A 14309-nucleotide genomic window follows, 5' to 3' on the forward strand; every position below is an offset into this window, starting at 1 on the left:
CTTAGTTTGCTCTTTGATTTTCATTGAGTATCAACTGTAAAATTTCAAAATCTTATCTTTTTTCGAGAAACAAAAAAACAACATGACTTGCATGTTGCTATATGTTAGATTTTATCTTTAATGGCTTTCAATACATCTGCCACACTTTGAAGATGGTCGATTTCTTCATCGCTGATTTCAATTCCAAATTCATCCTCAATGGTTAGTACGAATTCCATCAAATCTACCGAATCAGCATCCAGATCATCCTTCAAACTCAAGGCCTCTGTGACTACAAAGTCATCCCCTTGACGTTCTTGGATAATGGCCACGACACGGTCAAAAATTTCTTTTTCTGTCATATATATTATTCTCCTGAAAATTCACGCGCAGTTTGAGCAACTACGTCTGTTTCTAGCATGGTACGAATCTGACGAATCGTACTGTACACAGCCTTGGCATCACTTGAGCCATGAGTCTTGACAACAGGCGCCTTGACACCAAACAAGACTGCACCCCCAACATCTGAATAGTTGAGCTGCTTTTTCAAGCCTTTAAGGCTATCCTTGAGAAGAAGAGCACCAAGTTTTGCTCGAAGTCCACCACCTGTAATAGCATTTTTTAGCAAGCCCATGATTCCCATGGCTGTACCTTCGATGGATTTTAGCACAGCGTTTCCCGTGAAACCGTCTGCCACGACAACATCTGCAACACCCTCCATCAAATCACGCGCTTCCACATTACCGACAAAGTTCAAACTCTCATCAGCTGCTAGCAAGTCATAAGTTTCCTTGCGGAGTGGATCTCCCTTGCTGCTCTCTGTCCCGTTATTAAGCAAACCAACTCGTGGTTTTGCAATTCCACGAACATTTTTAGCGTAGAAAGAACCTAGGATGGCATATTGATGAAGGTGATGGGCTGTGTTTTCTGCATTGGCACCAAGGTCTAGCATATCAAAACCTTTCCCATCAACTGTTGGTAAGGTTGACATAAGTCCAGGTCGGTCAATATTCTTGATGCGACCAACGATGAAAAATCCTGCCGCTAGCAAAGCACCTGTATTTCCTGCAGAGAGCACAGCATCAGCCTCACCGTCCTTGACAGCCTTAGCAGCCAATACCATACTGGCTTTTTTCTTCTTACGAATGGCTTTTGTTGGTTCATCATCCGAATCAATTTTCTCATCTGTATGGATAATACTGACGCGATCTGTCGCTGTTAGATATTGCTTAATCTTGCTCTCATCTCCGTAAAGTTGAATCTCAATATCTGAAAAGTCAGCAAGGGCTTGATTAACACCTTCAACAATTGCCTGTGGTGCGTAATCCCCACCCATTGCATCTACTGCGATTTTTTTCATTTGTCTTCCTCTTTTAGTAATTGTCCCCAATCAGCTAGGGAATCAATAAATTTCTTTGATTTTAGGTGAATTCCTACGTATTCTTCATAAATTTGATCCATGAACTGACGCAATTCTTGCTTGATTTCAGACTTGAGAGAAATAGTCTCTAAAGTCTCAAAGTTAATAGCTTGAAATTGATTGAGCAGATAGGGAATGTTTGGATTCAGATGACAACGTTTCTCATCCTCATGATAATGCTCAGGACATAAGCAAGCGCCATATTTGAAAGAAAAATCAAAGGCCTGACCTACCCGATGGCAAAAAACACACTCATTAAAGTTAAGACTGATCCCAAAACGTGTCAAAATCTGAATTTCAAAAATATTAGTCAAAACTTGATAATCCAGACCCTCTTCCATCAACTCTAAAGTCTTTTGTAAAAAAGCAAACAAGGGAGCATCCTGTTGATTGTCCTGCAAACTAGCATCTGCCAGAGCTGCCACATAGGTCGCATAGGCCATGACAAAGAGATCACTATTGATTTTTGGAAAGGTCATCACCTCATGGTAGTCTTCAATATAACTAAGCCCATCATCATTGATTCGTAAAAGAAAACGAGCCAGCACCAAAGGTTGAATAACTGGAGCCAGTTTGGATTGACCGGCATGTTTGACAAAAAACATGCGCTTACCGACCTGCTCTGTAAAAATCTTGACTAGCTTGTCATCCTCACGAAAATTACGATTGTAGAGCACCAACCCCTGACTCGTAATAGACTGAATCATGCTTCTCTCATGTACTCCTCAAGACGTTTCATAGCCTCTCTGATGGTTTCCATACTAGCCGCATAAGACAAGCGCACATAACCTTCTCCATATTGACCAAAAGCTGCACCAGGGATAAAGGCAACAGCCTTCTTCTGAGCAAAATCCTTCAGAAAAGCAAAGGAATCTTGATTGTAGCCTTCTGGAATCTTAGCAAAGATATAAAAAGCACCATCTGGTTTGATGATCTCAAAACCAAGGTCAGTCATCTTCTCGATAATGTAGTCCCGACGTTGGATATACTCCTTCTTCATCGGCTCTGCATCGTTCTTACCAGCCGTCAAGGCTTCCACCGCAGCATGTTGAGCCATGGTATTTGCGGCAGTGACCAAGTACTGATGACTCTTGATTAACTGGGCTGTGAAATTTGCTGGAGCAAAGATAAAACCTAAACGCCAACCTGTCATAGCATGGGATTTGGATAGACCGTTGATGATAATAGCCTGATCTCTCAGCATCGTTCCCAAAGATACATGATTTTCCCCTGTATAGGTTAATTCTGAATAGACCTCATCACAGACAACGAAAATCTCATACTTACGTAAAACGTCTCCCAAGGCTTCCAACTGTTCGCGACTATAGGTAATTCCTGTAGGATTAGCTGGATAGTTGAGAATAACTGCCTTGAGCTTATCACCTTGCTCGATAATAGCTTTCTCTAGCATTTCAGGAGTTAAGACAAAACCGTTCTCAGTCGTATCAATCTCGACAATCTCTGCACCAACTAGATTAACAATTGGTTCATAACCAGGATAGGCAGGAGCTGGCAAGAGAACCTTGTCACCCTCTTCTAAAATAGCTGTCAAAGTAGCTGATAGAGCCTCTGTCGCACCAATTGTGACCAAGATTTCATTCTCTGGATTATAGTCGAGCTGGTATTTTTCTCTTACAAAATCACTAGCTGCCTGGCGTAAAGTCATCAAACCACTCATCCCTGTATAGTAGGATTGATTTTGGTCAATGGCTCGCTTAGCCGCCTCCTTGACATGGTCTGGAGTTGTGAAGTCAGGCTCTCCCAATGTCAGACGTAAAACCCCAGGAATCTCTGAAATAGCCTGGTCAAACTGACGAATCAAGGAAACTTGAATCTTATCTAATTGTTTATTAAATCGCTTGGTTAAGTCCATAGATACCCTCCTTGCTTAAAGAACATATGTCTATTATACTACAAAAGCTCTCTGACCGCAAAATCACACTAGTATAAGCAACTGATGTATGTTCATTTAAATTCATTACAACACTATGTTTTTAAAATACTCAATGAAAATCTCATGAAACTAGGAATCGAGGTGAAAGCATAACTAAAGTTAGGTAAGCCGAAGATAACAACGTATTAGGAGATTTTCGACGAGTATTGAGAAGTTACGTAAGGAAATAAATCGGATAGGGGTCAATATAAATCAGATCACAAAAAAAGTAAACGAAGATAATCAGGCTAGTCTAAATGAATTTAGTCAGATTCTTGAATTGCAGAAACATTTGAAAGATACAGTCAGACAATTTATTCAAAAACAAGAAAATCAAACACAGGTACAGGACAGATGGTTGTAATAAGAATTATTGTTGATATTCTCTCTTATCTATCCTAAACTTATAACTAAGGATAAGATGATGTCGAGTGACTAGTAACAGTTTGCTCAAATGTTGCTGATGATTCAGGTTCAGGTTCGGCACTACCTTCAGCTTTAGGTTGTAAAGAACCCGCTCCACCACTGGTCCTATTCGTTTCACTCTTGGAGTATATTCAAGAGTTTTTTTTCTTGCAAAAAAAGTTCAAAAAATATATACTGGATATACACGATATAGAACGGAGATATACCATGACTACATCACTTGTTAAGCAATACAATTTTAAAATCAATGAGTTAGCAATGGAACAAGCTAGAGCCATTATCAAGGAAAAAGGAATGACCATGACGGATGCTATCACTCTTTTTATAGAGCAGATTGTCCTCGAACAGGACTTGCCAATCAAGACTGCAGAAGATTTACACCGTGAACAGTTGATTGAGGAATTACAAGCTCAATCCGAACGAGCCTTAAGAGAGTATGAAGCAGGAAAAGGGACTTCCCTAGACAGTATGAGGGCACGCTATGGCTTATAAAGTAATTATTTCTGATGAAGTGAGCCAAGCTATTGACAGTATTCATGATTACATCACTACTGTTCTTTTATCATCTCAGTCTGCTAAAAATACTGTGGGTAAAATTTTAGATGGCTTAAAAAGTTTAGAAGTCTTTCCTGAGGCTGGTTTTGACGCCGATGAAAAAATTGGTATAAAGATTAATAGTAAGTACCCTACACGAGGAAAAATTATCGGTCAGTATGTCTTACTCTACTTCATCGACCAAAAACAAAACACTGTTTTTTTATCTCACCTATTCCACATAAAAAGCGACTATGTCACTTTGCTACAAAATGGTAATAAAAGAAGCTCAACTGATTGAGACATCTTTCTTTATTTTATAAGCTCCGAAACCTTAATTTTTGGTACCGTCTTGGTTTAACAGTACGCTGTATATATAATATTTTACAGCTACTTTTTCTTTAGAAACGTTGATTTAATAAGGATTTAAATATTACAGAGTATACCTTTGTAAAATACGGTTTTGCTAATCTTCGTTACAACTATTCTAGCACCATTATTGATTACTAGATCGGTAATGTCATTTCTGAGTGGATAGTCAGAAAGTGGTTAGATAAGTGCGACAAAAAAATATAACCTGAGTTTAGTTTTAATATGACTAGACAAACAGAAATACCAGAGGTGGAGCTCTGGTATTTCTGTTTTTTCCAAGACTTCGTTACAGTTCTAATCACATAAATTTGAGAAACTTGTCAAATAATTATTAAACTTTACTTTCTCTTTACTTTTCTGACAGATAAGATTATAATAAGGAGTATTTATTTTCGGAGGTTTTTATGTCATTTCTATCAAAAAATTGGGCTGGACTTTTGGTCTGTCTTATCATATCTATCATTTCTTGGATTTTAGGAGGCTTCTTGCCTGTTGTCGGGGCACCTGTCTTTGCCATCTTTATTGGCATGATTCTCCACCCATTTCTCACTTCCTATAAACAACTAGATGCTGGTTTGACTTACAGCTCCAAGAAATTGCTTCAGTATGCTGTTATCTTGCTTGGGTTTGGACTCAATATCTCTCAAGTTTTTGCAGTAGGAAAATCTTCCCTTCCTGTCATCCTCTCAACTATTTCAATTGCTTTGATTATAGCTTTCTTTTTCCAACGCTTTTTTAATCTGGATACTAAGCTAGCTACCTTGGTTGGTGTAGGCTCTTCTATCTGTGGCGGTTCTGCCATTGCAGCGACTGCTCCTGTCATCCATGCCAAGGAAAAAGAAGTCGCACAAGCCATATCTGTTATCTTTTTCTTCAATGTCTTGGCAGCTCTTATCTTCCCAACCCTAGGAACCTGGCTCCATCTTTCCAACGAAGGTTTTGCTCTCTTTGCAGGAACTGCGGTCAATGATACTTCCTCTGTAACAGCCACTGCCAGCGCTTGGGATAGTCTTTACCAGTCCAATACTCTCGAAGCTGCCACCATTGTCAAATTGACCCGTACCCTAGCTATTATCCCTATCACTCTCTTCCTCTCTTACTGGCAAAGTCGTCAACAAGGAAACAACCAAGGGGTAAAACTTAAAAAAATCTTCCCTGTTTTCATTCTCTACTTCATCCTAGCTTCTCTGATAACCACCGTCCTTACTTCTTTTGGTGTCAGCAGTAGCTTCTTTGCACCTCTCAAACAACTCTCTAAATTCCTCATCATCATGGCCATGAGCGCTATCGGCCTCAAAACCAATCTCATTGCTATGATTAAGTCCAGTGGTAAATCCATTCTTCTTGGTGCCCTCTGCTGGATTGCCATCATCCTGACTAGCCTCGGTATGCAAACGCTCATCGGTATTTTCTAATACTCTTCGAAAATCAAATTCAAACCACGTCAGCTTCGCCTTGCCGTACTCAAGTACAGCCTGCGGCTCGCTTCTTAGCTTGCTCTTTGATTTTCATTGAGTATAACACAAAAGGTAGCCTGCAAGCTACCTTTTTATTGTTCAAGAATTAAGCGTGTATGTTCTCTCTTAATACAACGATTCATCACGATATCATCGCAACCTCCAGCACGCAAGATTTCTTCCGCTTCTAGACTTTCAAGTCCTAGTTGCGCCCAGAAAATCTTAGCATTAGCCTTGAGAAAATCACGTGCTACATCAGGCAGAAATTCACTACGACGATAGACATTGACGATATCTACAGGGAAAGGAATCTCAGCTAGACTGGCATAAGCCTTTTCTCCCAAGATTTCCCCACCTGCAGCCTTAGGGTTTACTGGTATGATTTTATAGCCACGAGCCTGCATTTCCTTTGTCACTCGATTGCTAGTTGTTTCTTCACGATCAGACAAGCCTACTACTGCTAGAGTCTTACTGTTTGCTAGATACTGACGGATCACGCCATCACTTGGATTGATAAATTCTTGAGTCATAAAAATCCTCCTTTTTCATCAGTATAGCATATTTTGAAAGGGTTTGCAGAAATTTACTATAAAATCAAAAAATCCTCCCAAAATTAAACTATTTCATTTAATTTGAGGAGGATTCATAAAAATTTTATTTAAAGATTATTCTCTTGTTGGTTTATACTGAAGGCTTTCTCCATGTTGTTTGACAAAGTCACTCATCTCTGAGTCAGGAATTTGTCGAAGGTAGAGATTGGCACGAATCGTATCATCTTCTTCACGACAAGTAGAAAGAACAAGATATTTATCCTTAGCTGATACCTTAACATTTGGTTTCTTAACCTCTGCAGTATCATAAATAATATTTAGCTGTTTCTCAAAATCCGCATCATCATCAAAAGAAGTACGGTAAAAAGCTGTTTCTTCTGGAACAATAATCATAGCAACAGCTTCATAATAATACTTTCTCTCTGGAGTTTCAATGACTACATAAGGATGTTCATCAAAATATTCTTGGCGACTGAAGTAATTCACATCTTTAAACATGCGGTGGTCAGGAACTTTACTACCACGAGCATGACCAAATAACCAAGTCAATCGATCACTAAAGTCCTTCTTGTTATCAGCATCCATAAAGACTGCACCCATTAAAGGTTCGTTAACGCCATCAAAACGCTTATCCAAATAAGTCGCATTATCCGTTGTTTGAACAACTGGCTCATCTAACTGTGTACCAGGAATATATACATAGCCAACCGTTTCAGAGTTTGTTGCGAGCAAGCCTTTAAACTTATTAGCGAGATATTCTTTTTCTTCTTGGCTAGCAGTATAGGTTTGCTTTGGAGCTTCCTGAGTAACCTTTGCATCATTTAGCTTATCTCCACTTGGAGCTAGGAAGCTTTTATAGATAAAGAAGCCTCCCAAAGCAACGATAGCTACTGCAACGATTGAAGCAATTATTTTAGTAATTGGTGATTTCTTTGTCGTAGAACGTCTACTCATCTTTTCCTCCTCATTTTTTACCAAAAAAATCACTGAAACCAAGTTTCAGTGATTGGCTACTTTTTAAATAAAATTATTTAGCAGCGTGTGTTTTTGGAAGAGCTTTTTGACCTGCTTTAGCATTTGCTCCAGCTTTTTTAGCTGCAGCGTCTGCTTTTTTAGCTTGGTCTGTAGCACCTGGTTTACCAGGTTCTGGTTGAGCTGCTGCTTGGTCAGCTGCTGCTTGTTCTTCTGTTACTGCAGGACGACCAGTTTGGTTAGCTTGGTCTTCAGCAATACGAGTTGGGTTAGGTTTGTTGTCTTCAACACCAGTTGGGTCGTTCCAGTAGTTACCTTGAGCTTTAGCTGCGTTACGGTATGTTTCTTGCAAGTATTGGATTGCACGGTTACGTTGTGAATTTGTTGCATCAGCCAAAACTTCATCAAGGTTAGCTTTAGCAGCTGCTACAGCTTTTTCATGAGTGTGACCAACGATTGCTTCAGCTTTAGCAAGTTCTGCACGAGCTGCAATCACTGAAGGTTCTTTTTCAACAGCTGCTGCGATATCTTCTGGGTGAGCTTCTACGTATGCATAAGCTTGATCTGCAATATCACGTTCAGAAACATATTTCTTTTGGATCAATTGGTTAGAAGAAGCTGGGTTTTCTCCTTGTGCAAAAACTGGAGCTGCTGCTGAGAATACTGCAAGAGCTGCTACTGATGATAATAAAACTTTCTTCATGTTTTATCTCCTCTTTAATTTTAAAATTTAATTATAAGGATAATCCTTACTACCTCAAATTATATCACATATATTAGAGTTGTCAAGCTTTTTCTTAAAGTATTTATAAAATTTCTGGTAAAAAACGAGTAAAATTTATTATATTTTTAAAAAACAAGCAATATTCTCGAAGAATTAAGGAAAAAAATGGACTAAAAAACGAACAATTAGTGAAATTTTCACATTTTTCTGATCTAATTAAGAAAACTCCCAACAAGGCCTATCACTTTGTTAGGAGTTTTGTCTGATCCAACGAATTCGTTAGATTTTTTTCTCAATACTAAATAATGGAGATAGAGGACGTTTTTCATGGATACGGATGATAGCATCTGCCAAGAGATGTGCAATAGAGATTTGCTCAATCTTATCAATTAAACGCTCTTCTGGTAGGTAGATAGTATCCAAAACAACTAATTTTTTAATAGCTGATTTTTGGATATTATCCATAGCAGGCCCTGAAAGAACTGGGTGCGTACAGCTTGCGTAAACTTCGACAGCACCAGCTTCTGCAAGAGCATCCGCCGCATGGCAAATAGTTCCAGCTGTATCGATCATATCGTCAATCAAGATACAAGTCTTGCCTTCTACCTTACCAATGATGTTCATCACTTCACTAGTATTCATCTTGTCCACGCTACGACGTTTATCAATAATGGCAATCGGAGTTTTCAAAAACTCTGCCAATTTACGAGCACGAGTCACCCCACCATGGTCTGGACTGACAACCACATAGTCAGAACCAACCATACCACGACGCTCAAAGTAGTCTGCAATTAAAGGAGCACCCATCAAGTGATCGACAGGAATATCAAAGAATCCCTGAATCTGTGCAGCATGCAAGTCAATCGTCAATAAACGATCCACTCCAGCCACTTCTAGCATATTTGCTACAAGTTTTGAAGTGATTGGCTCACGCGCTCTCGCTTTTCTATCCTGACGTGCATAGCCATAGTAAGGCATAACAACGTTAACAGATTCTGCACTGGCGCGTTTCAAAGCATCTACCATAATCAAAATTTCTAGCAGATTGTCATTTACAGGTGAGCTAGTTGATTGTAGGATAAAGACGTGTTTTCCACGGATTGATTCTTCGATATTAACTTGAATTTCTCCATCTGAAAATTGACGTACAGTCGATTTTCCCAACTCTATCCCAATCTCTTGCGCCACACGCTCTGCCAATTCTCTATTTGAAGAAAGGGCAAACAGCTTTAAATCAGAAAAAGACATGATTTCCTCCAGTATTTATGTATCACTTGTGTTTTTTCACAACATTTTTCCAACTACCATTGTAGCGCTTTTTTCTTGATTTTTCAATAAAAAATAAGACAAGAGTAGACATTTATACCCTTGCCTTGTGCTCATTTATATTCCCTATATTCAAGCAAAAATGTGACAACTTATACATTCTATCTCATGGGAAGATAGGAACTCACAAAGGAAAAGTTAGTATACCTCTCTCATACTGCCTGTATCCACGTCATAAACAGCCCCTGAAATAACGACATCATCTGGAATCAATGGGCATTCTCGAAGTAACTGCATATCCTCACGAACACTCTCCTCAACATCTTGAAAAGGGAGAAAATCTTGATTCGAGACATCAACCCCTAATTCAGTTTTTAAATGTTCTTGAAACTCTTCGTTTTGAAATGTCTGAGCACCACAGTCTGTATGATGAAGAACCACAATCTCTCTTGTTCCCATTTGTTGCTGAGAAATCACGAGTGAGCGAATCATATCGTCTGTCACTCGACCGCCCGCATTCCGTAAAATGTGAGCATCTCCAAGTGCTAACCCCAAAGCTTGTGCAACGTGCAGACGTGAGTCCATACAAGTCACAATGGCTACTCTTGTTTTCGGCTTGATTGGCAGATTTAACTGCCCATGCAAGGCAACATAAGCCTGGTTGGCTTTCATAAACTGTTCAAAATACGACATGACAACACACTTTCTTACTTTTAAGATAATTTGAAAACCAAATTATTTATCTTCTATCTTACCATCTTTTCTTTGTCTTGTCAGTTTTCAACTTCCATATAAAAAAACTAGAACAGAGACTTCTAGCATCTAGCTTGAGTCCCTATCCTAGTTTTTTTTGTTATGATTCTTTTTGGATATACTTGTTGAGAGAGCCTGCAAAGCTTTGAAGATTGAGACTTTGTACATAAACCTCACCAGTACCTCGGAAGGTATTCACCACTCCTTCGCCTGTACCAATAGATTGCCAGAAACCATTTTCTAAGTGGATATGATAGTCCAAAGATTGACTCCAAGCCACCACATGGGCATTGTCAATAGTTATTTCTTGATTTTGAAGCTCAATTTTCTTAATAGATCCAAAAGCATTAGACAAAAGAGTTCCCTGACCTTGGGTTGTCATCACGAAAAGACCACCTTGACCCCCGAACAGAGCCTTCCCAATAGACTGACGCTCCATTGTATAGAAAGCTGTACCATCAAGAGCTAGAAAGGCTCCATCATTCAATCGATATTGCTTTTCTCCTAGCTCAAGAGCAATCACTTGACCAGGAGTATCTGGTGCTAAAGCAAGGTTGCCGTTGTCAGACTCAGCAACAGCTTGCGTGATAAAGGTACTTTCGCCAGAAACCATGGAACGCCCCACAGCTTTGACAAAACGTCCCAAACCAGAACCACTAGCATTGAGCTGGGTATTGAGGCTTACGTTAGGCGTGTGGTAGACCATGCTACCGCGCTGTATAAAGACCGTTTCTCCCTGATTGAGTGACAACTCTACCAAAGGAAATTGCATGTGACTGTCCATAGAAAATTTCATCAGAAATTCCTCCTTGTTTTAATAAATGTTAGCAATAAAATAATTAGTAATCTAAACCTGAGTACAACTATTAGGAGAATACTTTTTTCAAGACTTCTCCGATAGTCGTCACTCCGATCACCTGAATTTCCTTAGGCGGTTTGATTCCAGTCAAGGAATTTTTCGGTACATAGATTTTTGTAAATCCAAGCTTAGCAGCCTCATTGATGCGCTGCTCGATACGATTCACACGCCGAATCTCTCCGGTTAAGCCTAATTCTCCTACAAAACATTCCTGAGGATTGGTTGGCTTGTCCTTATAGCTCGAGGCAATAGCAACCGCAACAGCCAGGTCAATGGCAGGCTCATCTAACTTGACACCACCAGCAGATTTGAGATAGGCATCCTGATTTTGCAAGAGAAGACCTGCCCGTTTTTCCAAAACAGCCATAATCAAGCTGGCGCGATTGAAGTCAAGACCTGTCGTAGTACGCTTGGCATTTCCAAACATGGTCGGTGTTACCAAAGCCTGAACCTCCGCCAAAATCGGACGGGTTCCTTCCATGGTCACCACGATGGACGAACCAGTTGCTCCATCTAAACGTTCTTCTAGGAAAACTTGACTCGGATTGAGAACCTCAACCAAGCCACCTGATTGCATCTCAAAAATCCCAATTTCATTGGTCGATCCAAAACGGTTTTTGACCGCCCTCAAGATACGGAAGGTATGGTGGCGTTCCCCCTCAAAGTAAAGCACCGTATCCACCATATGCTCCAACATCCGAGGCCCAGCCAAGGTCCCTTCCTTGGTCACATGCCCGACGATAAAGATAGCGATGTTATTAGTCTTAGCCAACTGCATGAGTTCAGCTGTCACCTCACGCACCTGAGAAACCGATCCCTGAACCCCTGAAATCTCAGGAGACATAATGGTCTGAATAGAGTCGATGATAAGAAAGTCTGGTTGGATTCGCTCCACCTCAGCTCTCACGCTCTGCATATTGGTTTCAGCATAGAGATAAAACTCACTATCGATATCCCCCAAGCGCTCCGCTCGTAACTTGATTTGCTGAGCAGACTCCTCCCCGCTGACATAGAGAACAGTTCCTACTTGAGACAGCTGGGTTGAGACTTGTAAGAGCAGAGTTGATTTCCCAATCCCAGGATCCCCACCGATAAGGACAAGACTTCCTGGTACTACTCCTCCACCAAGAACTCGGTTAAACTCCTCCATCTCTGTCTTGGTTCGATTGACATTGATGGAAGTTACCTCAGCCAGTTTCATAGGTTTAGTTTTCTCACCTGTCAAGGACACACGCGCATTCTTGACTTCTGCAACCTCGACCTCTTCTACAAAAGAAGACCAAGACCCACAGTTTGGACAACGTCCTAGATATTTAGGGGAATTATACCCACAATTTTGACATATAAATGCCGCTTTTTTCTTTGCGATGATTCTAATCCTTTCATTTTAAAATCTCTTATTAATTTTCCAAATCAGTAACTATTTCTTTTCAGAACAATCAGTCCACCATCATCCACATGGACATAATACTCCCCATCAGGACTAAATCCAAAAATATAGGGTAAATAACCTTTATAAACTTGAGTCCTAGTTTCTTTATTCTCTTCCCAATAAATGGTTAAAATCGGATATTCTTCAGATTGGTCTTTATCCATTGTCACTCGGATGTCTTTACCATTATACAAAGGAAGGCTTCCACCATATTGTCCAGCGATAGGGATAGGAGAGTCGTAACCATCACACATAGCTACTAACTCTATCTCATCGTAATCCCCATCTATTGGAGTGACTTGACTTTTTTCACTATCGATGATGGACATATATTCTGAAGAAATGCAAAGGATTTTTTGATAGTCTACTGGAAGAAAAGCCAAGTAAAGAAAACCTCCAATACTAATCTCATACACCTTCTTATACCCTTGACAATTCTCTGCGGTAAAAGCTTGAAAATCCTTATAGCTCATTTCATTGTGCTTCTTTCTATATCTCTATCTCACATTCAATCACTTGGCAAAAATCAATCTTCTCGTCTGGTACAAATTGGCGCATGAGCATTCGATGAGTGACAACAACGACTGTCTGATAATCTCGGTACTTGCCCATAGATTCTAGAAACCGAGACCTCATTTCCTCAGCTATCTCATATTGAATAGGACTATTGGGAAGTAACTCCCCATTATTTTCTAGAAACAGAGTACGAGCTTTTTCAAAATTCTCTACGCCACTTTCATAGACTTGCCATTCATGCAATAATGACTCCACTCTCAAAGGAAGTCCAGTAGCACAAGCCACATAGCTAGCAGTCTCTAAAGCTCTTGTGACTGCAGAAGAAACTAGTAGATCAGCTGAGTGTAGCAAAGAATTTTTGCTCAGTTCCTGAGCTTGTTGCCGTCCTTTCTCAGATAAAGGGGCTAAATCCATCCCAAAACCTGTATAAGAACGCTCCTCTAACTCACGGTAATCTGGCTCTCCATGACGTACAAAGATAATCTTCATCTTAGTGCCCTGTCGATCCAAATCCACCAGTCCGAACGCCATCTGCCGCATCGCCATCCGCAATCAAAAATGGTGCAAAGACAGCCTGAACTACACGTTCCCCAACTTCAAGAACAACTTCCTGATCGGTAATGTTTTTCATCTGTGCAAAGATATGTCCTTCATTTCCTGGGTTACCATAATAATCTCCATCAATGACACCCACAGAGTTAATCAAAACCAAGCCCTTCTTACGAGGGTTTGAAGAACGATCATAGAGGTAGAGAACCTCAGTCGGTTGCATATAGGCCTTAACCCCTGTTGGAACAAGGATAATCTCACCTGGAGCAATGACCGTACGCACAGCAACCTTTAAGTCGTAACCAGCTGCATGTGCTGTCTCACGCTTCGGTAGCAAACTCTCATCTGTAAAACTAGAAACTAATTCAAAACCACGAATTTTCATATTTTCCCTCTTTTTAATCTTTCATTCTAGGCTATTTTATCTTATTTATTCGAAAAAAGCACGAAAAATCTTCTATATAAAATAAAGAAAAGTGTACTATCAAAAAGCAAACAATAAAATCATACAAAAAAATTTAAAGACATTTCAAATGTCACTTATTTTCCCTTTTATTAACAAACTC

General features: G+C 39.9%; 18 protein-coding genes. 4 read left to right on the forward strand and 14 right to left on the reverse strand.

The genetic code is table 11. The features are described 5' to 3' along the window. Window positions 1-104 precede the first annotated feature (104 nt). Genes HMPREF2795_RS00800 through HMPREF2795_RS00815 form a run of 4 tightly spaced genes read right to left on the reverse strand, consistent with a single transcriptional unit; the run spans window position 105 to window position 3272 of the window. Complete coding sequence (locus HMPREF2795_RS00800; RefSeq protein ID WP_060955040.1) at window positions 105-341, reverse strand: acyl carrier protein; 237 nt, start codon at window positions 339-341, stop codon at window positions 105-107. Between the two features lie 5 nt (window positions 342-346). After that, window positions 347-1339: a phosphate acyltransferase PlsX gene (gene plsX / locus HMPREF2795_RS00805; RefSeq protein WP_075227952.1), complete on the reverse strand. Its 993-nt coding sequence runs from the start codon at window positions 1337-1339 to the stop codon at window positions 347-349. Next, on the reverse strand, window positions 1336-2106 hold the full coding sequence (gene recO, locus HMPREF2795_RS00810) for a DNA repair protein RecO (protein WP_049509320.1): 771 nt from the start codon (window positions 2104-2106) through the stop codon (window positions 1336-1338). The genes plsX and recO overlap by 4 nt, the downstream gene beginning before the upstream one ends. Further along, the gene (locus HMPREF2795_RS00815) at window positions 2103-3272 is read right to left on the reverse strand and encodes a pyridoxal phosphate-dependent aminotransferase (protein WP_075227953.1); all 1170 of its coding nucleotides are present in this window, start codon (window positions 3270-3272) and stop codon (window positions 2103-2105) included. Before HMPREF2795_RS00815 ends, recO begins: the two co-directional genes overlap by 4 nt. A gap of 256 nt (window positions 3273-3528) precedes the next feature. On the opposite strand from HMPREF2795_RS00815, the gene HMPREF2795_RS10170 reads away from it, so the two are divergent. The 4 genes from HMPREF2795_RS10170 (at window position 3529) to HMPREF2795_RS00830 (ending at window position 6079) form a co-directional block, all read left to right on the forward strand. Beyond that, the gene (locus HMPREF2795_RS10170; protein WP_398578192.1) at window positions 3529-3696 is read left to right on the forward strand and encodes a plasmid mobilization relaxosome protein MobC; all 168 of its coding nucleotides are present in this window, start codon (window positions 3529-3531) and stop codon (window positions 3694-3696) included. Between the two features lie 269 nt (window positions 3697-3965). After that, window positions 3966-4250 (forward strand): type II toxin-antitoxin system RelB/ParD family antitoxin, encoded by a 285-nt coding sequence (locus HMPREF2795_RS00820; protein WP_000213598.1) that lies wholly within the window; start codon window positions 3966-3968, stop codon window positions 4248-4250. Then, on the forward strand, window positions 4240-4593 hold the full coding sequence (locus HMPREF2795_RS00825; protein ID WP_049526778.1) for a type II toxin-antitoxin system RelE/ParE family toxin: 354 nt from the start codon (window positions 4240-4242) through the stop codon (window positions 4591-4593). Before HMPREF2795_RS00820 ends, HMPREF2795_RS00825 begins: the two co-directional genes overlap by 11 nt. Before the next feature lie 475 nt (window positions 4594-5068). Continuing rightward, on the forward strand, window positions 5069-6079 hold the full coding sequence (locus HMPREF2795_RS00830; protein WP_075227954.1) for a YeiH family protein: 1011 nt from the start codon (window positions 5069-5071) through the stop codon (window positions 6077-6079). Window positions 6080-6213: 134 nt separating this feature from the next. Here the strand turns inward: HMPREF2795_RS00830 and HMPREF2795_RS00835 are convergent, their stop codons facing one another. The 10 genes from HMPREF2795_RS00835 to HMPREF2795_RS00880 form a co-directional block, all read right to left on the reverse strand. After that, window positions 6214-6651, reverse strand: coding sequence for a CoA-binding protein (locus tag HMPREF2795_RS00835; protein WP_075227955.1), 438 nt, complete (start codon window positions 6649-6651; stop codon window positions 6214-6216). A gap of 135 nt (window positions 6652-6786) precedes the next feature. Beyond that, window positions 6787-7626 carry a class B sortase, LPKTxAVK-specific gene (gene srtB, locus HMPREF2795_RS00840; RefSeq protein WP_000091240.1) on the reverse strand — a complete coding sequence of 280 codons (840 nt, stop codon included), beginning with the start codon at window positions 7624-7626 and terminating at the stop codon, window positions 6787-6789. A 73-nt stretch (window positions 7627-7699) separates the two neighbouring features. Further along, a complete protein-coding gene (gene abpA, locus HMPREF2795_RS00845) occupies window positions 7700-8347 on the reverse strand; it encodes an amylase-binding adhesin AbpA (RefSeq protein ID WP_075227956.1) in 648 nt (215 codons plus the stop codon). 300 nt (window positions 8348-8647) lie between these two features. Next, on the reverse strand, window positions 8648-9616 hold the full coding sequence (locus HMPREF2795_RS00850) for a ribose-phosphate diphosphokinase (RefSeq protein ID WP_000010179.1): 969 nt from the start codon (window positions 9614-9616) through the stop codon (window positions 8648-8650). Window positions 9617-9832: 216 nt separating this feature from the next. After that, window positions 9833-10327, reverse strand: coding sequence for a beta-class carbonic anhydrase (locus HMPREF2795_RS00855; protein ID WP_075227957.1), 495 nt, complete (start codon window positions 10325-10327; stop codon window positions 9833-9835). A 160-nt stretch (window positions 10328-10487) separates the two neighbouring features. Then, on the reverse strand, window positions 10488-11183 hold the full coding sequence (locus HMPREF2795_RS00860; RefSeq protein ID WP_075227958.1) for a TIGR00266 family protein: 696 nt from the start codon (window positions 11181-11183) through the stop codon (window positions 10488-10490). A gap of 70 nt (window positions 11184-11253) precedes the next feature. Next, on the reverse strand, window positions 11254-12618 hold the full coding sequence (gene radA, locus HMPREF2795_RS00865; RefSeq protein ID WP_186822891.1) for a DNA repair protein RadA: 1365 nt from the start codon (window positions 12616-12618) through the stop codon (window positions 11254-11256). 41 nt (window positions 12619-12659) lie between these two features. After that, window positions 12660-13151 (reverse strand): hypothetical protein, encoded by a 492-nt coding sequence (locus tag HMPREF2795_RS00870; RefSeq protein WP_075227960.1) that lies wholly within the window; start codon window positions 13149-13151, stop codon window positions 12660-12662. 16 nt (window positions 13152-13167) lie between these two features. Further along, a complete protein-coding gene (locus HMPREF2795_RS00875) occupies window positions 13168-13725 on the reverse strand; it encodes a histidine phosphatase family protein (RefSeq protein ID WP_075227961.1) in 558 nt (185 codons plus the stop codon). Next, complete coding sequence (locus tag HMPREF2795_RS00880) at window positions 13685-14128, reverse strand: dUTP diphosphatase (RefSeq protein WP_075227962.1); 444 nt, start codon at window positions 14126-14128, stop codon at window positions 13685-13687. Before HMPREF2795_RS00880 ends, HMPREF2795_RS00875 begins: the two co-directional genes overlap by 41 nt. Window positions 14129-14309 lie beyond the last annotated feature (181 nt).

Source organism: Streptococcus sp. HMSC056C01 (assembly GCF_001811305.1).
Lineage (GTDB): Bacteria > Bacillota > Bacilli > Lactobacillales > Streptococcaceae > Streptococcus.